Source organism: Rhizobium etli 8C-3 (assembly GCF_001908375.1).
GTDB lineage: Bacteria > Pseudomonadota > Alphaproteobacteria > Rhizobiales > Rhizobiaceae > Rhizobium > Rhizobium etli_B.
In genome coordinates, this window is sequence record NZ_CP017244.1 from 324110 (window position 1) to 346632 (window position 22523).

21 protein-coding genes are annotated in these 22523 nt (G+C 58.9%); 10 read left to right on the forward strand and 11 right to left on the reverse strand.

What is annotated here, in order from left to right:
• Positions 1-18 precede the first annotated feature (18 nt).
• The gene (locus AM571_RS26425) at positions 19-861 is read right to left on the reverse strand and encodes a transporter substrate-binding domain-containing protein (protein WP_074063999.1); all 843 of its coding nucleotides are present in this window, start codon (positions 859-861) and stop codon (positions 19-21) included.
• A gap of 213 nt (positions 862-1074) precedes the next feature.
• Between AM571_RS26425 and AM571_RS26430 the strand changes: the two genes are divergently transcribed.
• Both AM571_RS26430 and AM571_RS26435 read left to right on the forward strand, forming a co-directional pair.
• A complete protein-coding gene (locus tag AM571_RS26430) occupies positions 1075-2127 on the forward strand; it encodes a D-TA family PLP-dependent enzyme (protein WP_420493399.1) in 1053 nt (350 codons plus the stop codon).
• 328 nt (positions 2128-2455) lie between these two features.
• Positions 2456-3493, forward strand: coding sequence for a LacI family DNA-binding transcriptional regulator (locus tag AM571_RS26435; RefSeq protein ID WP_074064000.1), 1038 nt, complete (start codon positions 2456-2458; stop codon positions 3491-3493).
• Positions 3494-3499: 6 nt separating this feature from the next.
• Here the strand turns inward: AM571_RS26435 and AM571_RS26440 are convergent, their stop codons facing one another.
• From AM571_RS26440 to AM571_RS26465, 6 genes are read right to left on the reverse strand one after another with little or no spacing between them, the layout of a single operon-like run.
• The gene (locus AM571_RS26440; RefSeq protein WP_196776393.1) at positions 3500-4546 is read right to left on the reverse strand and encodes a carbohydrate ABC transporter permease; all 1047 of its coding nucleotides are present in this window, start codon (positions 4544-4546) and stop codon (positions 3500-3502) included.
• A 13-nt stretch (positions 4547-4559) separates the two neighbouring features.
• The gene (locus AM571_RS26445) at positions 4560-5555 is read right to left on the reverse strand and encodes a carbohydrate ABC transporter permease (protein WP_074064002.1); all 996 of its coding nucleotides are present in this window, start codon (positions 5553-5555) and stop codon (positions 4560-4562) included.
• Position 5556: 1 nt separating this feature from the next.
• On the reverse strand, positions 5557-6663 hold the full coding sequence (locus tag AM571_RS26450; RefSeq protein ID WP_074064003.1) for an ABC transporter ATP-binding protein: 1107 nt from the start codon (positions 6661-6663) through the stop codon (positions 5557-5559).
• Positions 6651-8015, reverse strand: coding sequence for a glycoside hydrolase family 28 protein (locus AM571_RS26455; protein WP_074064004.1), 1365 nt, complete (start codon positions 8013-8015; stop codon positions 6651-6653). The genes AM571_RS26450 and AM571_RS26455 overlap by 13 nt, the downstream gene beginning before the upstream one ends.
• The gene (locus AM571_RS26460; RefSeq protein WP_074064005.1) at positions 8012-9106 is read right to left on the reverse strand and encodes a glycoside hydrolase family 88/105 protein; all 1095 of its coding nucleotides are present in this window, start codon (positions 9104-9106) and stop codon (positions 8012-8014) included. The genes AM571_RS26455 and AM571_RS26460 overlap by 4 nt, the downstream gene beginning before the upstream one ends.
• Before the next feature lie 14 nt (positions 9107-9120).
• The gene (locus tag AM571_RS26465; protein WP_074064006.1) at positions 9121-11631 is read right to left on the reverse strand and encodes a hypothetical protein; all 2511 of its coding nucleotides are present in this window, start codon (positions 11629-11631) and stop codon (positions 9121-9123) included.
• 192 nt (positions 11632-11823) lie between these two features.
• On the opposite strand from AM571_RS26465, the gene AM571_RS26470 reads away from it, so the two are divergent.
• Both AM571_RS26470 and AM571_RS26475 read left to right on the forward strand, forming a co-directional pair.
• Positions 11824-13107 (forward strand): ABC transporter substrate-binding protein, encoded by a 1284-nt coding sequence (locus AM571_RS26470; RefSeq protein ID WP_074064007.1) that lies wholly within the window; start codon positions 11824-11826, stop codon positions 13105-13107.
• 525 nt (positions 13108-13632) lie between these two features.
• Entirely contained in the window at positions 13633-13839 is a 207-nt protein-coding gene (locus AM571_RS26475; RefSeq protein ID WP_074064008.1) for a hypothetical protein, read from the forward strand.
• Positions 13840-14105: 266 nt separating this feature from the next.
• Here the strand turns inward: AM571_RS26475 and AM571_RS38540 are convergent, their stop codons facing one another.
• Together AM571_RS38540 and AM571_RS38545 are read right to left on the reverse strand one after the other, a co-directional pair.
• The gene (locus tag AM571_RS38540; RefSeq protein WP_074064009.1) at positions 14106-14300 is read right to left on the reverse strand and encodes an alpha/beta hydrolase fold domain-containing protein; all 195 of its coding nucleotides are present in this window, start codon (positions 14298-14300) and stop codon (positions 14106-14108) included.
• Complete coding sequence (locus tag AM571_RS38545; protein WP_155774543.1) at positions 14297-14653, reverse strand: alpha/beta hydrolase; 357 nt, start codon at positions 14651-14653, stop codon at positions 14297-14299. The genes AM571_RS38540 and AM571_RS38545 overlap by 4 nt, the downstream gene beginning before the upstream one ends.
• On the opposite strand from AM571_RS38545, the gene AM571_RS37110 reads away from it, so the two are divergent.
• The 6 genes from AM571_RS37110 (at position 14552) to AM571_RS26510 (ending at position 20802) form a co-directional block, all read left to right on the forward strand.
• Positions 14552-14833: a hypothetical protein gene (locus AM571_RS37110; RefSeq protein WP_081377211.1), complete on the forward strand. Its 282-nt coding sequence runs from the start codon at positions 14552-14554 to the stop codon at positions 14831-14833. The two genes, AM571_RS38545 and AM571_RS37110, sit on opposite strands and share 102 nt — an antisense overlap.
• A gap of 44 nt (positions 14834-14877) precedes the next feature.
• Positions 14878-16188 carry an SDR family oxidoreductase gene (locus AM571_RS26490; protein WP_074064011.1) on the forward strand — a complete coding sequence of 437 codons (1311 nt, stop codon included), beginning with the start codon at positions 14878-14880 and terminating at the stop codon, positions 16186-16188.
• Positions 16188-16691 carry a DUF2269 family protein gene (locus tag AM571_RS26495; protein WP_074065585.1) on the forward strand — a complete coding sequence of 168 codons (504 nt, stop codon included), beginning with the start codon at positions 16188-16190 and terminating at the stop codon, positions 16689-16691. The genes AM571_RS26490 and AM571_RS26495 overlap by 1 nt, the downstream gene beginning before the upstream one ends.
• A gap of 816 nt (positions 16692-17507) precedes the next feature.
• A complete protein-coding gene (locus AM571_RS26500) occupies positions 17508-18866 on the forward strand; it encodes an NfeD family protein (protein ID WP_074064012.1) in 1359 nt (452 codons plus the stop codon).
• A gap of 28 nt (positions 18867-18894) precedes the next feature.
• A complete protein-coding gene (locus tag AM571_RS26505) occupies positions 18895-19680 on the forward strand; it encodes a slipin family protein (protein WP_074064013.1) in 786 nt (261 codons plus the stop codon).
• A gap of 3 nt (positions 19681-19683) precedes the next feature.
• Positions 19684-20802 carry a site-2 protease family protein gene (locus AM571_RS26510; RefSeq protein ID WP_074064014.1) on the forward strand — a complete coding sequence of 373 codons (1119 nt, stop codon included), beginning with the start codon at positions 19684-19686 and terminating at the stop codon, positions 20800-20802.
• Positions 20803-20845: 43 nt separating this feature from the next.
• Here AM571_RS26510 and dhaL read toward each other — a convergent pair whose 3' ends face one another.
• A complete protein-coding gene (dhaL, locus tag AM571_RS26515) occupies positions 20846-21493 on the reverse strand; it encodes a dihydroxyacetone kinase subunit DhaL (RefSeq protein WP_074064015.1) in 648 nt (215 codons plus the stop codon).
• 3 nt (positions 21494-21496) lie between these two features.
• Positions 21497-22501 (reverse strand): dihydroxyacetone kinase subunit DhaK, encoded by a 1005-nt coding sequence (locus tag AM571_RS26520; RefSeq protein WP_074065586.1) that lies wholly within the window; start codon positions 22499-22501, stop codon positions 21497-21499.
• Between the last annotated feature and the right edge of the window lie 22 nt (positions 22502-22523).

Consider the following 22523-nt stretch of genomic DNA (forward strand, 5'->3'; position numbering starts at 1 on the left):
CCCCGCTCCACACGGCTGTTATTTGAATTCGACCGGGAAGCCGATCTGAGGCGGGGTCAGGTCTTTGCCGAACCAGGTCTTGAAAGATTTGGCGTAGGTGTCGAATTCGACGCCGGTCATGGCTTCGTGCAGAGCGGTGTTGACGAAGTTCAGCCAATCCTGATCGCCGCGCTTGACGCCGCAGGCATAGGTTTGCGGGTTCCAGCCGTAGCCGGCATCCTTGTAGCGGCCCGGATTCTGGGTCATGTACCAGGCGAGCGACGACTGGTCTGTCGCCACTGTATCAGCGCGTCCAGATTCCAGCGCCTGATAAATCAGGTCGACGGATTCATATTGATCCACCTTCGCCTCCGGCAGAGCGGCATGCACCATGGCCTCCGCATAGACATTCTGCAGGACCGAAACCGTGACGGACGAGCCAGCCGCCTTCAGTGCGGCATAATCGCCATATTTCCCATCTGCTTTGAGCATCAGGCCCACGCCTTCGCGATAGTAAGGAATGGTGAAGGCAACCTGTTGAGCCCGCTCGCCAGTAACGGTCATGAATTGGCAGGTGATGTCCACTTTTCCGGTGGTTATGTTGGGGATGCGGGCGTCGGAAGACTGGTTCACATACTCGATTTTTTCGGGATCGCCGAAGAGTGCCTTGGCAATGATATGGCCCATGTCGACGTCGAAACCCTGAAGCTTGTCGTCGGCGCTCTTGAAATGCCAGGGCGCATTGGTGCTGCCGGTGCCAAGGACAAGGTGGCCTCGGGTAAGCACTTCATCGAGCTTGCTGCCCTCAGCGAGGGCTGGCGCAGAATAAAAAGCAGTGGCGACGGCCAGCGACATCGTGCCGGCGAGGAAGGAATAGGTCATCGTGTTCCCCTTGATTGACCGTTTTTCTGATAATCCAATATAGCGGACATGTGTCTGTGTTATCGGATTGACTTATCAAGGGGTATGAGGAATGACTTGTCAATAGGCATTGCCATAAAGATGTATCGTCATTGACGACGGGTTTTTGGCGGTCCAGCATTCTTCATACCGTTCTGCGAGGCTCCCATGCCCTTTTCTCCTAAAGATTTGACAATGATCGACACCCCCGCCGTGCTTATCGATCTCGACATCGCGAAGCGGAACATCCATCGCTTCCAGGCTTATGCAGACAGGCACGGCATCCGTGTGCGCCCGCATATCAAGACACACAAGCTGCCAGCCGTTGCAGAGATGCAGCTTGCGGCGGGCGCAATCGGCATTACCTGCCAGAAGGTTTCGGAAGCCGAGGCGATGGTTTGCGGCAGCAAAGCCATACGCGACGTACTGATCACCTACAATATTATAGGTGTTGCCAAGCTGGAACGCCTGAAGGCGCTAGCGGGAAAAGTAAAATTGTCGGTCGTCGCCGATAGCCGCGAGGTCGTCGACGGGCTCTCGGCGTCCTTCCATGCCGCGTCTGCGCCGCTGGCGGTGCTTGTGGAATGTAACACAGGCGCCAATCGCTGCGGCGTCGCGACGGTGGAGGAGGCCGAGGACCTGGCCGTCGCAATCCAGGCAGCACCCGGCCTCGTTTTCGGCGGGTTGATGACGTACCCGCCGGCAGGTGGCGAGGCGGGGGTCGAAAGTTTCATGAGGCAGGCCACCACCCGCATCAATGCGCGGGGACTGACGGTACCGGTTGTTTCATCCGGTGGTACGCCATCCATGATGCATGCCGCCGGCTCTCCGACGACCACGGAGTATCGCCCCGGAACCTATGTCTACAATGACAGATCTCTCGTGGCGCGTGGTGTCTGCAGCTGGGAGGATTGTGCACTGAGCGTGCTCGCCACCGTCGTCTCCGTTCCCGCACCGGACCGAGCGGTGATCGACGCCGGCTCCAAGACGCTGACCTCAGACTTGCTCGGTCTTGAAGGTTACGGCCATGTGCTCGGACGTGACGACGTAGCGATCGACCAGCTTTCGGAAGAACATGGAAGGCTGGTCAGCACCGGCGCGATCGGCCTTGCGGTCGGGGACAAGGTACGGATCGTGCCAAACCATGCCTGCGTCGTCACCAATATGGTTGAGGCCGTCATGGTCACGAGTGCCGAGCGGACCGGACCGGAAATCTGGCCCGTCGTCGCGCGTGGAAAAATTGTTTGACCAGCAGGCAGGACAGGAAGCCCTGGTGCGGGCACGCTCCCAAAAGCCAACCCACTTGTGGCCCTTGCAAGGCCGTCAGTGCTCTGCTCAGGGCTCAATCAGGCATGGCCGTGCACGAGGGCGCAAAAGGCAGTCTTGTCGATGGAAGGACAACTTTTCGCAAAGGTTGCCGAGACCAAAGAAGCCTTGCAGCAGCTTTGCGGCCCGTCTTCGGCGACGATCGGAAAATTATTGGCATAAAACGCATGGCGCTTTGAAAGTTTTTATGTAAAAACATCGTGTTAGCTCACATGCCTTTGAAGGCGCGATTAGAGTTCGTGACGGAAAAGTGGAACGCAAAGTCAATCTCAAAGATGTCGCGCGCGATGCGGATGTGTCCCTCAGCACAGCTTCGCACGCCCTGAACGGAACCGCCCCACTTACGGTCGAAGTGCGTGAGAGGGTTTTGAATTCAGCAAAACGTCTGGGTTATCTCGAGCGCCGAAGGAAGAGGGCGACGATTGCGGCGCTACGCGTTTTGCTTCTTGCAATTCCCGACGATGCCGCTCCGCAAAGTGACCTCAACTTGGTGAGCTGGACGATCCTCAACGGCCTTCGGAAGGAATGTGAGCGGCGCGGGATCAGAACCATACCCTTTGTCAGCACCGGCCGGAGAATCGATGGTAGTCAGGTAAGGCAGATTGCGCTTTCGGAGCGAGCTGACGGTATCGTCATCTTGAACGACGATCAGCCCGAACTCATCCGAAGCCTTGCTTCTGCCGGAATGCCCGTCGTCATCATAAACGGCGAAGATCCAGCCATGCTGGTCGATACGGTCACGCCGGAAAACCGCTTCGGAGCACGCCTCGGTATCGAGCATCTGCTCGCGCTCGGACATCGTCGCATTCTACACCTGACCTGGAAGGGCCGAACGACGATCCAGCGCAGATATGACGGCTTTTCCGACGCGTTTCTTGCCGCGCAGCTTCCTGTTCTGGAGGACATGATCCTCGAGGCTGAAGGATATGAACCCAGACATGGCGAGGCCGCCATCAATGCCCTGCTTGATCATGATCCTGACATGCGAGGAGCCACCGCCATCTTCTGCGCCGCCGACAACCTGGCGCTTGGATGCCTAAAGGCACTGGCTGATCGCGACATTCGAGTGCCAGAGGCGATTTCCGTGCTGGGATTTGATGATATCGTGCGAGGTGAGTTCAGCCGTCCGCCATTGTCGACAATCAGTGTTCCGGCCGACAGGCTCGGCGCTGCTGCCTTGGCCCTGATCGAACAGCGGCTGATCGCCAATGACCCGCACCGGCCGGCCCACCGCCTGGAACTGGGATGCCATCTCGTGTTGCGTGGCAGCATTGCGCCGCCACGCTGACCGGGATCATTTCATCCCCGTTCCGGCGATCCCAGTGGTGATGTATTTCTGCAGAAACACGAACACGATCGTCACAGGGAGCAGGCTGAGAAATGTCATCGCAAGGATGTAGTGCCACTGCACCGAGAATTCTCCCTGAAACGCATTGAGGCCCACCTGCAGCGTAAAATTCTCGCGGCTGTTGAGGACAATAAGTGGCCAGAGGAAATCATTCCAGCGCCAAAGGACGGAGAAGATCGCCAGCACCGCCAAGGCAGGTGCTGTCAGCGGCAGAATGATACGCCAGAAGATACAGAATTCACTGGCCGCATCAACGCGTGCAGCCTCGATCAGTTCATCCGGTATCGTCAGCATATATTGTCGCAGCAAGAACACGGCTGTCGGAGAGGCGATCGTCGGAAGGATGACGCCCCACAGGTTATCGGCAAGACCAACGCCAACGACCACCAGATACGCAGGAACCATGACGACGGCGAGCGGGATCATCAAGGTCGAAATGATGATCACGAAAACCGTCTTGTCGCCGCGAAACCGGTATTTCGACAATGCGAAAGCTGCCATGGCATTGACCAGGAGTGTCAAGACTGTTGCGACGAACGTGACGAACACCGAGTTCTTTAGAAAGGTCAGGAAGTTGAAACGCGTCAATGGATCGGCGTAGTTTTGCGTAGCCACGGTCAGCCGCTGCACGGGCGTGATACTCTTCACATCGACGCTGACGGGCTTTTGCGGGCTGACAGGGTCGACCATTTGAGCTTTGAGGCCGATGCGACGGACCATCGCCATTTCCCGCGTTTCACCGTCAATGGTGACCTGCCATAGGCTAAGCGGCTTGTCGAATCCGCTCACAGTCTGCTCGACGGCGGCGCGGGGAAGCAGAGTCGGCGGAAACCGGGTGATCTCAGCTGCCGGTTTCAGCGAGGAAAGACCTGCCCAGACTACAGGAACAAGGACGGCCAGGGTTCCGGCAAATAGCCAGATCCATGACAATATGTCGGTTATATCGATGCGTTCGGCACGGCGCCTGCGCGTTAGAAATCTGATGGGATTCATAATGTTATTCATTTTATGACTCCATTCTCCGGCCAAGGCGCAGCTGGATCAGCGTCAGTACCAGGAGCACAAATCCCATCAGAACCGATGCCGCGGATGCAAGGCCGAAAAGGCGGAGATCGCTGCTGAAAGCCATCTGGTAGATGTATTGCACGATAAAGCTGTTGGCTGTGCCCGGGCCGCCGCCGTTGGTAAGAACCCAGGCCTCGTCGAAGATCTGGACCGACCTGATCATCAGAAGAATGAGAACGACCAGCAGGTTTGGCCCCAGCAGGGGCAGTGTGATCCTCAAAAGCGTGCGGCGAGGCGAGGCTGCATCGATTGCCGCGGCTTCGTAAAGCTCCTTCGGGATGGCCTGGAGACCGGCCAGGAGGATGAGCGTATAAAAACCCATGTGAAACCAGACGGAGACGACCACGACGAAGAATCGTGACCAACCGACATCGAGAAGGAAGATTTCCGGGGGTACGCCGAGCATCTGCAGGAAGGCGTTAAGCAGCCCATTTCGATCAAGGAACCATTTCCAGATAAGACCGATGACGACGGGAGACAGCAATACAGGATAGAAGAAGATTGCCCTGAAGAAGCCTCGCGCGACAATTGCTCGATTGAGTATCAGCGCGGTAATCAGGGCTACGAGCAATGTGGCGACGACGTTGAATGCCACGAACCAAAGCGTGTTCCACACAGCCGTCCAGAAAAGCGATTCGCGGCAAGTTCCGGGCCTCAGGTAATCATCACAAGCAAGCAGGGTGCGGAAATTCTCGAAGCCGACAAACGGCCGGTCCGACACGAAAAGGTTCGTACCGCCCGTAAAGGCGTAACCCACGGCGATGGCGATTGGCAGGAACGTGAATATGCCGAACAGAACCAAGTTCGGAGCCAGAAACAGCCATGGCATGCGTTTCCGGCCGAGGACGCGCTCCATCCCGTTCACTGGGGCCTCGACCGCTCTCATGATCGTCTCGCCCGCCTGATAAAGGGCCGCACCTCGCTTGAGCGTCGTCATATCAGAGCCTCCCTTGGCCTTGCCGCCGGCTGAACGCCAGGTCGCTTTCGGGATCGAAGAGATGAACGCGCACAGGCAGGCAGCTGATCAGGATGCGATCACCTGGTGACGGCGCGAAATGACCCGCCTCGTGAATGATGATCTGCTCGTCCAGCCCCTCAAGGTTGCCGTAGACATAGGTTTCAGTTCCAAGCCCCTCATGGTACTGGACGACGAACGGCAACCCATCTTGACCGGAGCGTGCAAAATGCGCGGGCCTGACGCCGGCAAGCACTGCCTGCCCAACGTGTACCCCGGCAGGATCCACGTCACTGATCAGCTTGCCGCCGGTGCCGACATCGATGATAACGCCGCTTTCACCGATACCGGCGACCTTGCCCTTTATGATGTTCATGCGTGGAGAACCGAGAAAGCCTGCCACAAAGAGATTTCGCGGATTCTCAAACAGTTCCAGCGGAGCGCCCACCTGCTCGACCTGCCCGCTGCGCAGCACGACGATCTTGTCGGCCATCGTCATCGCCTCGACCTGGTCATGGGTGACGTAGATCATCGTGGTTTTGATCTCACGATGGAGTTTTGTGATTTCGGCTCGCGTCTGGACGCGCAGTGCGGCGTCGAGGTTCGAAAGCGGCTCGTCGAAGAGAAAGATATCCGGTTCGCGTACGATTGCCCGGCCAATCGCCACACGCTGGCGCTGCCCGCCTGAAAGTTGTTTCGGACGCCGGTCCAGATAGGGCTCGATGGCCAGCATCCTGGCCGCTTCGGCGATCCGCGTCTCGATTTCGGCGCGTTTGAACTTGAGATTCTCCAAGCCGAAAGCGAGGTTCTTGCGAACGCTCATATGCGGATAAAGCGCGTAGGACTGGAAGACCATCGCGATCTTGCGCTCGGCGGGCGAAAGCTGGCCTACATCCCGCCCTCCGATGGCGATTGCGCCGGAAGTAATGTCTTCGAGACCCGCGATGATGCGCAGCAAGGTCGATTTGCCGCATCCGGAGGGACCAACGAAAACGACGAACTCGCCGTCCTTGATATCAAGGTCGACATCATGCAGGACCTTGATGGCGCCATATGACTTGTTGACGGTGGAAAGCTTCAGTTCTGCCATGCCCTGCTCCCATCAGGTGTCGCCGTTTCGAAGGCGACGTCTATCTTGTTCCATCCCTGCGGCAAGGGTACCGGCCTTTTGATCAGAACGTCTTCCAGAATGATCCCCGTGACCCCGGCCACGTAGGCGGCTGGCATTCCTCCCGGATAGCGCTCGAGACCGATCACCCGTCCGTCCGAACCGCGGGTCCAGGCATTGGCGCGGCCGCCTCCATCGCCGCGCGGCGCCAAATCCGCATGCGTCGGGCGCAGGTCGTAGAATTGCCCCGTACCCAATTGCCCAGGCCGCTGGACCAGGCTTATGCGCGCCATGCGGACATTTCGAATGCCGGCGGAAGACGTCGAAATCAAAGTGATCGCTCCTTCCATTCGACCGCTTATGTCTTCGACGATGAGGTTCTCGATCGCCCCGGCGGTCTGCGCGGAGACGCGGTCGACGACATTGATCGTCAACGCTTCTCCCGAACCCCAGAAGCCGTCGAGCGTTTCGTGGCAGTCCACTCCAATTCTCGAAAATCTGACGTTCGATATTCGACCGCCGTCGCGCGAGAAAACTCCGAGCGCGCGGTTGGAGGCCGAGACATTGCAGTCCTCGAATACGGCATTCGTGATATTGCCATGTGTTTCCGTTCCGATCTTAAGGGCGCAACTCAAGCTTTGGATCGAGCATCGGCGGACGAGAATGTTTTCGCATTGCCCTATGGCAGCGCCAGCCGGACCGATGCTCGTCTTCAAGCAAATGCCGTCGTCGGCGGTCGCTATCAGGCAATCTTCGATGATGGCGCTGCGGCATGCATCGAGAACGATACCGTCGGTATTGGGAAGACGATGGTCGTTCTCGATCCTCACACCCCTGACTGCAACATCCGTACAGCCGATAAGATGCAGCGTCCACATCGGCGAGCGGGATATATGGATGGAGCTGATCTCAACCCCATCACACGCCTCCAGGACGACAACGCGCGGTCGAAGATCGGCCGGGATGAATGTCCCTACCGTCTTGTCGTCGCCGACGATGAAGCTGTCGCAACCGGCTTCGAGGCGGCCGCAGCCCGTCAGGCTTATCCGCCGCGCATTTTTGGCGACGATCATGCCGCGGTTTGATTTCTCGGCAATGACCGAAACGGTCGTATGCGCATAGGCGTCATAATCGGGGACCGGACGCAAGATCGCGCCGGCGGCCAGGTGAAGGTCGACACCGGATTTGAGCTGAATCCCGCGGCAAACATGGATGCCGGCCTCGAGCACCACACGCCCGCCGCCTGAAGCCGACGCTTCGTCGATGGCAGCTTGCAATCGAGCGGTGTCGTCGATGCCGGCGGCATCGATGGAGATAAGAGACGTCGCGCTCATTGCTGGTGACCGCGCTCCAGAACGACTTCCGTCAGGAGCAGCATGGTGAGCGCCTGGCCGTAAGGCGTCGGCACGTTGGGTATGCTTCTATAAAAATCGAGGTCGTGACCCATCGGCGTTCCGTCCGAAACTCCATGGACGACGCCTTCCTCGTCGATGCGCGCCAGCACGGCCGAAAGCGCCCGCTCGGCGTAGATCCGGTCGCTGCTGTCCAGAATGCCGGCATCTACGCCACGCAGGATGCCGTAGGCAATTCCGGCGGTGGCTGACGTCTCCACTGGGGACGCGGGGTCGTCCAACAAAGTGGTGAACATGCCGTCCGGCCTCTGGCGTGCCTTGAGCGATCGTACCTGGCTCGCAAGGACATTGGAAAGATAACGCCGGTCCTTCTCGCCCAACATCGGCACAAGCTCGAAGAGTTCCGGGATGGCCACCGTGATCCAGGCATTGCCGCGAGCCCAAAAGGCATTGGCAAAATTGTGCCGCCCATTGAAGGTCCAGCCATGATACCACAGTCCGCTCACGGGATCCGACAGGTAGCGCGTGTGGATCACGAACTGGTAGACAGCTTCGTCGATCCATTCGCTGCGCTTGAAAAGCACGCCTGCGCGCGCGAGAAAGAGGCAGGCCATGAACAGCGTGTCGTCCCAAAGTTCGCCCTCGTTGAGACGTTCTTTGACAACGTGTTGAAAACCACCGTCCTCCGTTTTGGGCAGTTCCTTTACCAGCCATTCGGCCCAGTCTTCGACAAGGGCGCGAAACTCGGGACGATCGACATGCTCGACAAGGATGGCAAGCGGCAGCATCGGAGCCGTGCTGTTGATCTGGCGTGGCGGTAGGCCACGTCTGATCTGGCTGCTGTACCAGGCCACAAGGTCCTGAAGTGCTTCTTGATCATTGGTTGATATCGCGCGTCTTAGGAAGCCGTAAAGCCCAACGCCGACTTCCCAATCCCATTCGTCGAACTGGATACCCGAGTTGGTCTCGGCGCTCACCAGTCCTTCCCTGATGCCCTTGAGACGGCTGAAAGCCATCGCGACTCGATCGATGGTCGAAAGAAGGGCGGCATTGTCGACAGATGTTGGATTCATGCTGGCACCTATGTTCAGGAGTAGAATGGTCTTTCAGTGCCAGCGTCGGATGCGGCACTGTCGTAGGTAAGGATCGGGTGCGGTTGATCGTAGGTGAAGGGGCGGGCCTTCCCACCCAGCGAGAGCCCATTGGCATAAGTCAAACTGATGGCCGGGCCGCCCTCTGGCGTCAGCACAAGACGTCGACCTTCGCGGTCGAAGGAGACCGTCGTCTGGCGGATGCGCTGGACGAAGGTGGTGAAGGCGTCGCCGTCGCCGCATCCGACAATTGCTGCCCAGCCGCAAAGCGATCCATAGGAGCGCACTTCGCGGCCAGCCGTTGGTCCATCCGCGATCAGTTCCAGACCGTTTGACGCGTAAATGGCAGAAAAACCGTTGCCGGAGCGCGCCATCAGCCAATTGGCGTCGATGATGAGAGCGTCCAGACCGTCGCGGCCGATATAGGCGTGCGTCCATGCATGCCGTGCGTCGCGGGTATCCTCAATCAGAAGGGCGACGTCACGATGCTGGGCGACGCGTGGTAGAATGCCATTGCCGGCCCAATAGGACGGCCTTTGATTGCCCCATGGGTCATCCTCGCCAGGATGGTTGATCCAGAGCCTTGCCATGGGATGGCCAGCCAGGCGCACATCGATCACATGCTGCTGATGTCCCTTCTGCCCGGTCTTGTGATCGACGACGGTCGAAAGCTGCGCCGCTTCGTTCTTGAAGAGGACGAGCTTTGCGCTCTCCAGGCCCTGACTGTAGCGCGCCTCCACGCTTCTGCCCGGGGCCAAGTTCGCAAGATCGGCGAGATCGGCAGGCGGTTCGTAGCTGCCCGCGCAAAACAACGGCAACGACGCAACCCCACCGTTGAGCCAACCGGTTCCGAAAGCGACTTGTGCGAAGGGCGCGAGCTCTGTCAGGGGGCCGGCGCGCAGCTCCTTGTCATAGGCGCGGCCCTGCGATCCGGCCGGAACACCTGAAAGCGTGTGCAGCGCGATCATCCGGAAAATGAGATCGAGCTGCGCGCGCGCGCGTTCGGCAATGGACGCTTCTGCCCAGCGCTCCAGCGCCAGCAGTCCGATGAAGTCGACCGGGTAATATGCCGCCGAATTCCATTCCGCAAGGCCGTGTGCCTCGACGCTGTCGAACCAGTGTCGGAGGCGCGTGGCAGCGAGATCTGCCTGCTGTCTTCCCGTCCTGCCCGAAGCTGAAAAGGTCTCCTCCGGCAAGAGAAGCCCTGCCAGCAGCTGGCTTGTGTGAAAGCACAGCACATGGTTTTCGCTCCAGAACCACATTGCATCATTGCCAGGCTCGTCGACCCAGTAGCGGTAACACAGGACGGAGTGCTTTATACGTTCGACGGTGCCGGCCGGCATCTGAGCGCCATGGGCTCCAAGCAGCCAAAGCAGCGGCACCATGATGAAGTCCGAGCAGTCTTCACGGGCATCGATAGAGGTGAGCGTTTTATCCAGGATGCGGTCAAAGGCGTCCTGGTCTTGATAGCCGGTTTCCATCATGGCAATGATGCGCGCCACGCGCTCGGCACCGAAGCGGGCGCTGTATTCGAGCGCTTGGCGTTTGCGGTCCTTCAATGTCGCCTTGGGTGACGATGGAGAAACGTTTGCTAGAAAGCCGGCATCGATGACACGCGTGACCGATCCCGGCCCGCTGCCGATCGTCAGATGCACGCCGTGATAGCCATCTGCAATGCGACACACATTTTCGGCCGTCAGACGGCTTTGATGGGCACGCAGGCTCAAGACAGAGTGTGCGAAGACAGGCCGCTCATGGCCGTGACCGATAACGCTGACCTCCACCGGCACGTCGCGCTGTGGCGCCGTATCGAATATCAGTTCCAATGGCTCGTTGACGAAGACGTCGCGCATAGGGCGCACGCCGCGGGCGAGGTTTTCCAGTTCGCGGACTTCCTCGTGATCCAGCGCCACAGGCAACAGCACGCACAGCGGCTCCTTGTCCAGCACTTCCAGTTCGAAGAACCAGGTCGTGTCGCGTTCGGCAAGATCCTCGCAGTGAACGAGAATCTGGTTGTCGCCTGCTTCCAGCGACAGTGCAACGTCCGTTGAACTTTCCAGATTGCGCCTGAACGGTTCGAAACGCACCGCTTCCTTTCCATTGACCCATACGCGAACCCCGCCGCAGGTCTTGAGCCTGAGATGCAAGAGACGGTGCGAGGCGGTCCTGAAGACGCCCCTCAGCCATCGACGCAGATGGGTCGGCACGTGCCAGAAACCGGTGAACTCGACGCGGCGGTTTGACCCCGGTAGGTAGAGGCTCGCTACCGGCCACGACGTATCGGCAGGAAGTTCGCGCCCGACCATCGTCGACAAGAAAGCCTTCCGGCAGGGCAGATCCCCGACGTCGACGAAACCATTGATAAAACGATAATCGACGCGATCTTCCGCCGGCGCAGCGATGCCGGGAAAATAGCTGGCGATCAGATCAGAAACCGCCCAAGCTGTCACTGTTTGACCTTGACCGACATAATATGCGGGCGCCTCGGGTCCCGGCCCTTCGTTCACAGATCGCCTCCTCCGCAATCGAATGAAAAGTTTTTCATTCTCACTATTTTGCGATTTCCTTTTCCAGTTTGGCTCGAAAACCGCGTAACAGCCGCAGAAAATAGCTTGACGGGAGGAATGTCAAGTATATGAAATTCGCTCATCGACGATCTTGATCGCGATTGATGAAAATGTTTTCATGGGAGGATGAAAATGAAGCACTCTCTTTCGGCAGCCTTCGCGCTCGCTCTGACGGCCGGTTCCTTCGCGTGGTCCGGCATGGCCATGGCGGAAACAAAAACGATTACTTTCCTGTTCACCGACGACGACCAGGCCTACGTCGAGCGGATGGAAGCACTCAGCAAAGAATTCGAAGCCGCAAATCCCGATGTCAAGGTCAACTTTGTGTCGTCCGGCTATGACGCCGTTTCCAAGCAACTGCCTGTGCAGCTAGCCGTCGGCGAAGGCCCGGATGTCGCCAAGATTTCCGACTGGCAGCTTGCGCCATATTACCTCGACATGCGACCTTACATGAAAGACCCCGAAGGCTTCGCCAAGCTGCATGGCGACAGCCTCAACATTCTTCGCTTCCCGGGCGTCAACGACCCGCAGTCGATCAATGGCTATGTCGCATCGCAGACATTCAACCTGCCGTTTGTAAACAAAACCCTTTTCGAACAGGCTGGCGAACCGCTTCCCAAGCCCGGCGCCACATTGAAGGAGATCGTGGAAGCGTCCGCGCGTGTTGCCAAGGCCACAGGTGCCCAGATTCCCTTCACGATGGATCGATCGGGCCATCGCTTTTCCGGCGCTGCATTCTCGTATGGCGCGACCTACGTCAAGGACGGCAAGTTCTCCTTTCCCGACGATGCCGCCAAGCGTTACATTGCCGATCTTTACAGCTGGACACAGGACGGATCCTTCCCGAAGGAAATGTGGGGAGCGGCCGGCGGATCCCAGTACAAGAACATGGGCGACGAATTCGTCAACGGAAACGTCGTGACCTATCTTGCCGGCAACTGGATGGTGAACCCGTTTCAGCAGAAGATTGGCGATGCTTTCGACTGGACAGCGATCAGCGCGCCCTGCGGTGATGCCGGTTGCTACGCCATGCCGGGCGGCACCGCGATTGTCGGCTTCAAGCGCACCAAGTATCCTCAGGCCGTCGCTTCATTCATCGAGTTTCTGGGTTCTGAGAAAATCCAGCGTGAGATCGCCGAGAATTACGTCATTCTGACAGGCGCCGACGTCAAGGACCCGCAGTACAAGCTCGCGAGCAACAATGCCAAGGATGCGATGGCCGTCTTCTTGGCGAGCCGCAAGAATGTACCGCAGGCAGCGCGCGACATGGAGCGCATGAAGGGATCTTCAGCGATCTACCAGTTGATCGTCCAGCGAATGAGCCAGTTGATCGTTGGCGAGCTCTCGCTCGACGAAACCTATGCGGCGATGAGCGCCGATGTCGACAAGACCAACCAGGCAATCGCTGCCAAATAGCTTGCACGCTTATTGCTGCCGAAGTCTGTCATCCACGGCCTTGGACAAGGGCCGTGGATAGCAGCGTCCGGGTAGTCGGTGCAGTGCGTGCAGACACACTCGACAGATTTTGGCGGTAAACCCCAAGAGTGCGTTCGGCCTTCGCTCTTTAATCATGCCTTTCAAGATGTTCTTCGCATCGGCGTGGTGCACCGATCCTGACCCTGGCAGAGCACCGGCACGGCCGCTCGGCGGCAGGCGGCTGTCTTCACGAAAGAAGACGAGGAAGGACCGATACAAGGCTGCGTCCGCAGCCTCGAAGCACCGCCCATGTATGCCATGAACCCGCATGCCTTGAAGGAAAACGCCGCAAGACACGCCAGACCAATCCGCGCCCGAGGCCGATGGGGTGGTGCCAGCGACCGTGCACCAAAAAAATATTGTGGCATTCAAGGCAAATGCCAGTTCCGCCGGTGACAGATCCCTTGGAGGGCCGGAACAATTTGATGCTGCTGCGGTTGGGTAAGCACCATGGAGGAAGTTCGAATGAATGTCGCGACGAATCTGGCGCTCCTTCTCGGTTCACTGACGTTGACATGTTGGATCGTTGCCGGCGCAGTGGCCGTCTTGGGTACAGGAGATGAACTTGGCCGGCACGATAAACAGCGAGTAAGCGAGCTCGTCTCGTTGGGCCTAAACCTTGTCGGCTTCGTCTGCGCAGTCGCGATGGCTGCTATCCTGCTCGCTGCATGACGGTGGTCGGTTCAAAGGTCAGCCAAGGCTTCGCGTGGACGGCTGGCATTGTCTTCGGCCTCGGCGTGTGACATCTGCGACGGCATTGTCCTACATCAAATCCTGCCATGCCATCACATTCTCAGCTCCTGCTTTCCAGACGCTTCAATAATGGTTTAACGGACGAGGCAACAACCGCTATCGGTCGGTGAGCGAGCTCACTGCCGCTTCTGGCTCGTGTGATGCGAGCGTATCGCGGATCCAACCGCAAGCGTACTCATTCGTTTTCACGGCAAGTGATGTGGAAGGCGGTTGAATCCGTGTGGTGCCTCGGGAACGACAATGCACCGCGAGTTCCCATTCTGATTAGCCCATCTTTCGCTCATTCCGGTGCTGTCGTCGACGATGGGATCAAGTGCTCCAGCGATCATGAGCGACGGCGGGAGACCGGCGAGGTCACGATGGAGCGGTCCACGTCTCAAGTTGCTGGGAAGGGAAGGGTCAAACGGTGAAGGTTTTTAATCGCCGCAGGGCCGTCGATGAGGAGGCTGCAGCGAGAAACTTTGCGCAGGCTCCGCGAAGCGTCGAGGTCGAAAACGCCGCACATGGAATAGAACCGGGCAACGCGGCTGATCTTGCCCACCGACCGCAGATGAAGGAGCGCTTCACATCCAAGATGGGCACCGGATGACTTTCCTCCAATCAGGATACGGTCTGCGCCGAAATCAGCAAGATGATCAGTAAGCCATTCCGTTGCGATGATGCACTGGCGAAGCGTTCGGTCGAGGCGGTCGTCGCGGGCATTGCGAAAGTCAATGACAGCCGCAAGCAACACAGGACCTGCGAGATATCGTCGATTACAGAAGACGCTGCGGTTTTATGGGACGGGGATCAATTTCGGGTCGCTGCGCAGCTCCAGCGCTTTGCCGCCGATACGCTTCCAAGGGTGCTCCATCATCTGGTACCGGCAAAGGCGAGCCAGGCATGCGGAACCGACGGGCGCTGCATCCGTTAGAATGATCAGTTCACGGGATAGATGCGGGCTCAGGAACTGCAAAAATGGAATTGACCGATCCCGCCGACAGCCGGCGAACCATACTGGTGATCGGCGCTACGGGGCTGATCGGCTCTGCGATTGCGGTAAGGTTGAGACGGGAAGGGCATTCAGTCACGGGTCTCGCACGAACCTGGCGACGGTCGGGTGCGATCCAGAACATGCGCTTCGACGTCGCGCTCGCCACCAAACCCGAGGATTGGCTACATGTGCTTTCTGGCGTGGAGGTTGCCGTCAATTGCGCAGGCGCGCTGCAGGACGGACCGGGTGACGACGTAAAGGCCGTTCATTTTGATGGTCCGTCAGCACTCTTCAAAGCCTGCGAACGGGCCGGCGTGAAGCGCCTTATCCACCTCTCTGCGATCGGCGTGGACCGTGCTCAACCGTCCGATTTCTCCAATACCAAGTATCGAGCGGAAGAGGCGCTCAAGGCTTCGGCGCTCGACTGGGTCATTCTGCGTCCGTCCGTCGTACTCGGACGCGCAGCCTATGGAGCAAGCGCTATGTTCCGCGGGCTTGCAGCGCTGCCAATCTTGCCTCTGATGCCGGACACCGGCAAGCTTCAGGTCGTTGAGCTCGACGACGTGGTCGAAACCGTGGTCAGGCTCCTGCCTGACAGCGCGCCAGCCCGCGTCACACTCGATCTGGCCGGGCCGGAGCCGCTCGAGTTCGGCGAGGTCGTCGCTGCCTATCGCAGCTGGATGGGACGCAAGCCTGCACACGAGCTCCCGCTTCCGAGACCAGTCTCGAAAATACTCTATGGTCTTGGCGACCTGGCAGGATGGCTAGGCTGGCGTCCGCCGCTGCGGACCACCGCCGCGCGCGAAATCGTCCGTGGGGCGACAGGCGATCCGACGCGGTGGATCAAAGTCACGGGCATTACGCCGACATCGTTGAGCGACGCGCTCGCCGCTTATCCGATCAGCGTGCAGGAACGGTGGTTTTCGGGACTCTACTTCCTTAAGCCGATCGCGCTGCTGGTGCTCGCGGCATTCTGGATCGCGACCGGCATCATATCGTTGACCGTCGGATGGGGACTCGGTGTCGACTTGATGCGCCGCACAGCCTTGCCGGCGCTCGCCGAGATAAGCGTCGTTGCGGGGGCATTCGCCGACCTCGTGGTTGGTGCGCTCATCGCGTTCCGCCGTACATCCCACGCCGGCTTGTTGCTAGGGGTCGCCATCTCGCTTTTTTATGTCGCGGCAGGCACGCTGCTGCTGCCGGAGCTTTGGAGGGAACCGCTCGGGCCGCTGCTGAAGATCTGGCCGATCCTCGTCCTTCACCTGATCACGATCGTCATTCTGGAAGACCGATGATCACTTATTTCGTGCTCAAATACCTTCATGTCATCGGCGCCTCGGTGCTCCTGGGCACCGGCGCCGGCATCGCGTTCTTCATGTTGCTTGCCCATCTCACCGGCCGGCCGACGATCATCGCTGGCGTAGCGCGCATTGTCGTCATCGCCGATTTCGTCTTCACGGCGACGGCCGTTGTCCTCCAACCCATTACCGGTGTCGCACTTGCCTGGAATGTCGGCTATTCCCTAACCGAAGGCTGGATCGTGGTATCGATCATCCTTTACATCGTCACTGGCATGTTCTGGCTGCCCGTCGTTTGGATGCAGATGGAAATGCGTCGACTGTCCGAGGCGGCGGTCGAAACCGATTCCGCTCTGCCTACCCGGTATCACGATCTGTTCTGGCGCTGGTTCGCCTTCGGGTTTCCGGCGTTCGCTGCCGTGCTTGCCATCTTCTGGTTGATGATCACGCGGCCGGACCTCGGCAGCTGGGGTTCATGGCTGGGCGAGCGCACGCCATAGCTGCGTCGACGGGAGTAGCCGGCAGTCTCGCATCCGGCCGCCACTTGGCGTTCTGGAAAGACAGGCAATGGAAATGCGATGGCAAAGAATGGCAAAATCCCAGTCCGTGCCTTCACTCAGCGCATGGATCTGCTGTCACAAAGCCGCGGTGAACTTTGTGATCGTGATCAGCAGGTTACCGAGAAGCGCTGCGCAGATAACTCGACTTGATCGGGCTTGGGCGCAAACCATCTGCGCCTTCTTTGCTGGTCTTCCGATCGGAAGTCGACGAAGGTAGTTTTGCCTTTCAAAGTTCTCGACTGGGCCACGGATCCTTCCGCTCACCAGTTCCGTTGACCGTCCATGTCAGCAACCGCTGCCTGATGGGCGTTGTGCTTTTCAGCCGTACCTCCCCACAAGGCCAGCAAAACGGCAGCAATGATTAGGTAATAGATTTTGTTTGATAACTTTCGCAACGCACTGTTGCCACGCGTACACTCGAACTGGCTCAATTATTCGCGCTCCTCTGCTGGTGGGCGTCATTTGAGGCGCATACATAATGCTTTAGAAAAGCTGCATGAACGTCCAAATGTGGGACCCTAATGTGCGTGAAGCGTATGGCTTCAACGCGCGCTAGCCCTTAAAGCTGTATCCTGCACCGCGCGCAGCCCCTCTTTCTGTCGCAAGCGGACCAGAGCCAGGCGAACGCCTGAGACCTTGGCACCGGCGTGGATACATCCACAGGCGGTTTGCCTTACCATTTGGCGGCCCCGCCATATATTCCCAAATATGAGTATCCGATGGAAGAGACCGTGGCGCTTAGGGATTTGGCGGCGAATGTTGCCAATACTCGCCTTGCCGCTGATCTTGATTTCGCCCGTCGCTTCCACAGCTTCCGTGTCTGCAGCAGAGCGCGTTGCCGTCGTGCTGAAGTTGAACGGTGCTGTCGGACCAGCGACGGCTGACTATGTGAAACGCGGCCTCCAACATGCCGATGGAACCAGTGCGAGCCTGGTCGTCCTGCAGATGGATACGCCAGGCGGCCTCGACACTTCGATGCGGGACATTATCCGCGCGATCATCGCCTCGCCAGTGCCTGTGGCCGGTTTTGTGGCACCGAGTGGCGCACGTGCTGCCAGCGCCGGTACTTATATTCTCTACGCCAGTCACATTGCAGCCATGGCGCCGGGCACTAATCTGGGCGCAGCGACACCGATTTCGCTTGGCGGAAGTCCGTTCGATGGCGACCCCGAACCGGGCAAGGATGAACCGAACGAGCCTGGCAGGCAGCCGCAGTCACCACGTAATGCCAGTGAAGCGAAAGCCGTCAATGATGCGGTCGCCTATATTCGCGGACTTGCCGAACTGCGCAATCGCAATGCCGACTGGGCAGAGCGTGCCGTGCGCGAAGCTGCAAGCCTTTCATCACCCGCCGCCGCACGAGAACATGTCATCGATTTTACGGCAACCACCATCGAGGATCTCCTGAGGCAGGCTCAAGGGCGCATCGTACGGGTCGGCCAAAGGGATATCCCGCTCGAAACCGCCGGGCTTGCTGTTCACGAACTCGAACCGGATTGGCGCACGCGATTGCTTTCCGTGATTACCGATCCGAACATTGCCCTTATCCTCATGGTGGTTGGCATATACGGGCTGATCTTCGAATTTGTCGCCCCGGGAACGCTGATGCCCGGTACAATCGGCGGTATCTGCCTGCTACTTGGACTTTATGCCCTGGCATTGCTGCCGGTCAGCTACGCCGGCGTAGGCCTGATCATCCTAGGTGCCGGCTTGACAGTGGCCGAGGCGCACGCGCCCTCGTTTGGCGCCCTCGGCATCAGCGGCGGAATAGCACTCGTGCTCGGCGCGGCTCTTCTGTTCGACACCGATCTGCCGGAACTCGAAGTCTCCTCGTCCGTACTGGCCGGCATCGCCATTGCCTGTCTCGCTTTCAGTCTCATCATTGCCTGGCTCGCAATCGTTTCGCATCGGCGCAAAGTCGGCACCGGCACCGAGCAGATGATCGGTATTTCGGGCAAAGTCGACAGTTGGACAGGCACTTCGGGATACGTCATCGCGCATGGGGAACGCTGGGCGGCGACCTCCAGCGAACCGCTCGTCGCCGGTGATAGTGTCAGTGTGACCGGTCGAAACGGGCTGACCTTAGATGTCGTGCGCCGTGCGCAGGAGACTTAGCGGCTTTTAAAAAGCAGGAGGAAGCGTCATGGGCATCTTTGCAGAACTCGCATCTTACCTTGTGGTCATTCTCGTTTTGCTGCTCGTGATCGCATCGGCGATCAAAATCCTGCGCGAATATGAGAGGGGGGTCGTCTTCACGCTCGGCCGCTTCACTGGCGTCAAGGGTCCCGGCTTGATCCTGTTGGTCCCGTATGTCCAGCAAATGATACGCGTGGACCTGCGCACGCGGGTGCTCGATGTGCCCGGTCAGGATGTTATCTCGCACGACAATGTCTCTGTCCGCGTCAGCGCTGTCATCTATTTCAGGGTTATCGATCCCGAAAGATCGACGATCCAGGTCGAGGACTTCATGACGGCGACAAGCCAGCTTGCTCAAACGACGCTGCGTTCGGTCCTCGGCAAGCACGATCTTGACGAGATGCTGGCCGAACGTGACAAGCTCAACAGCGACATTCAGGAGATCCTGGATGCCCAGACCGATGCATGGGGCATCAAGGTCGCCAATGTCGAGATCAAGCATGTGGACATCAATGAATCCATGGTTCGCGCAATCGCCCGACAGGCGGAGGCCGAACGCGAACGGCGCGCCAAGGTCATCAATGCCGAAGGTGAGCAGCAGGCTGCAGCAAAGCTGCTTGAAGCCGCCGAAATCCTCGCCAGGCAGCCGGAGGCCATGCAGCTTCGCTATCTGAGCACGCTGAACGTGATCGCTGGCGAGAAGACCTCGACAATCATATTTCCTTTTCCGATGGAGCTCGGAAATTTGATGCCGTTAATTTCGGCCCAATCTTCGCAAAGCTCAAGGGGATGATCGATGGGTTGGTCCTTCAAGATGGGCACGATCGCCGGCACGGCCGTACGCGTTCACATTACTTTTGCGCTGCTGCTCGTCTGGATCTGGCTGACACATTACCGGATCGGCGGTACACAGGCAGCCTGGGATGGCACGGCTTTCATCATCGCCGTCTTCGTCTGCGTCGTACTGCACGAGTTCGGTCATGTTGCCGTTGCTCGCTACTTCGGGATCAAAACGCCTGACATCACATTGTTGCCGATCGGCGGCGTCGCCCGTCTTGAACGCATGCCCGACGTGCCTCACCAGGAACTGCTGATTGCCATCGCCGGCCCGCTCGTCAACGTCGCGATCGCAGCGCTGATCATTCTTGCCATCGGCGCCTCAGCGGGCATCGAGCAGATGGCCGATGTCGAGGATCCTGGCGGCGGTTTCCTGGCTAGGCTTGCCGGGGTCAATATCTTCCTCGTTCTTTTCAATATGATCCCAGCCTTTCCGATGGACGGAGGCCGGGTGCTGCGGGCCGCCCTCGCATCGCGCTTTACCTGGTCACGGGCGACGCAGATTGCCGCTACGATCGGCCAAGGCCTTGCCTTTGTTTTTGGCTTCGTCGGCCTTCTTTACAACCCGCTGCTGATTTTCATCGGCATCTTCGTTTACCTCGCTGCAACCGCAGAAGCGCAGCATGCGCAGATCCGCGAGCTCTCCAGCAGAGTGCTCATTAGCGACGTGATGGTCACCAAATTCGTGGAACTCAAACGCTCGGCGACTATCGACGAGGCGATTGAGATGCTGCTTGCGACAACCCAGCGCGAATTTCCCGTTACCGATTCCGCCGGCCGCTTTGAAGGGCTGCTAACACGTGATGACATGATACGCGCCTTAAAGGACAAAGGTCCAGACACGCCGGTTGCAAGCGCGATGCGTACTGACATTCCGCAAATCCATCATCGCAAAAGTCTGGAAGATAGCCTGCGTTTGATGCAGCACGGAAATGTGCCGGCGATCGCGGTCGTGGACGGTGCTGATCATCTCATCGGTCTTCTGACGCACGAAACGATCGGAGAAATGATGATGGTTCGTGCGGCCGTAGCCGACGGTTTCCGCTTCGGCCGTCTGCGCAGGTCCAGGTCCCTTTAAGTCTCGCGCAAGTCGAGGCAGTCCGCACACCCAGTTGTGATAGCTACCCCTCACGCGCAGACGCAAACCGCGCCATCGATTCAATCATGATGACGGCCGACGCCGCGCCAGGATCGACGTGTCCCACCGCCCGATCACCCAGCCGGGCCGCGCGACCCTTGGTCGCGACCATGCCGCTCGTCGCCTCACAGCCCTTGCGCGCCGCTTGAACGGCCGCCGCCAAGCATTGGGAAAGGGAAGCTCCCTGACGCCGGGCCTCGAGCGCAGCGTTGGCCGCCGGCCCCCAGGCGTCCATCATCGTTTTCTCGCCGATCTCTGCCTTGCCGCGCTCATGGATGCCTTGAGCCATCGCCGCGACGACAGACAGCAAGTCGTCATCGCTCAATGCCTGCTTGTCCTTCGCCGCAGCTCCGGCGCGCATGAATGCCGTGGCATACAAGGGACCCGACGAAGCGCCGACGGCGTTCAGAAATGCCTTTGCGGCGATATTGAACAGAAGCGTCGGCGCAGTCTGGGCGGCATCGAGTTCGCCAACGGCCTTCGTGATCGCCTGGCAACCAGCGTCCATCGCCAGACCATGGTCCCCATCGCCGATGACACCGTCCAACTCGCAAAGGCGATCGCGGTTCTTTTCCATTTCCTCGGCGATGAGCGCAAGCAGATGCTGCAGATCCCTGGTTGTAATGGCCATCGGTTACCTCGTAAACATGGCGCAATCGCAGGGGTGGTCGATCAAGCGCTGAAGCTCCCCGTCGAGGTGCATGACGGTGATCGACGCGCCAGCCATCTCAAGCGACGTACAGTAATTTCCGACGAGTGACGTGTGGATGACAAGTCCGGCATCATCAAGCCGGGACTTCACGCGACGCATCATGATGTAGAGTTCCATCATCGGCGTCGAACCCAAAGAGTTGACCAGGACTGCGACACGATCGCCGGGACTGGCATTCATCTCCCCAAGAATGCTGTCCATGAGTTCGTCGGTGACCTCGTCGGCAGTTTTCAACGGCCCGCGAGCCACGCCGGGCTCTCCGTGAATTCCCATCCCGATCTCCATCTCGTCTTCGCCGATCATGAAGTTCGGTCTGAGCGTCTGCGGCAGCGAGCACGGCGAAAGCGCGACGCCCATCGTGTAGGTGCGCGAATTCGCGCGTCGGGCGGCGCGCTCGACGTCGTCGAGGGAATACAGGAGATCGCATGCCGCACCAGCGGCCTTGAATATGAAAACGTTGCCCGCTACGCCGCGTCGCTTGTGCATTTGATCCGAAGGGGCCGAGGCAACGTCGTCCGTCGTCAGTACGGTCCGCACTTCTATGTCATCCAGGGCAAGCATTTCGGCGGCCATATCGAAGTTCATGACGTCGCCGGCATAATTGCCATACATGAAAAGCACACCGGCGCCGCCGTCGACGGCTTTGGCACAGTCGATAATCGGATCGGGCGGTGGCGATGCGAATACATTGCCTATCGCTGCAGCGTCTGCGAGCCCCTTGCCGACAAAACCGAGGAATGTCGGTTCGTGCCCGGATCCGCCGCCGATGACCAGCCCGACCTTGCCCTTGCGTGGCCCGTTCTTGGCAATGATCGCCCGTGGCATGTCCTCGGCCGCATAAAGATGGTGAGGATGAGCCACCAGGACACCTTGGAGCATCTCATCGACGACGTTTGCACCGGAATTGATAAGCTTCTTGGTCTTCACACCGATCCTCCCTGATCGAAGC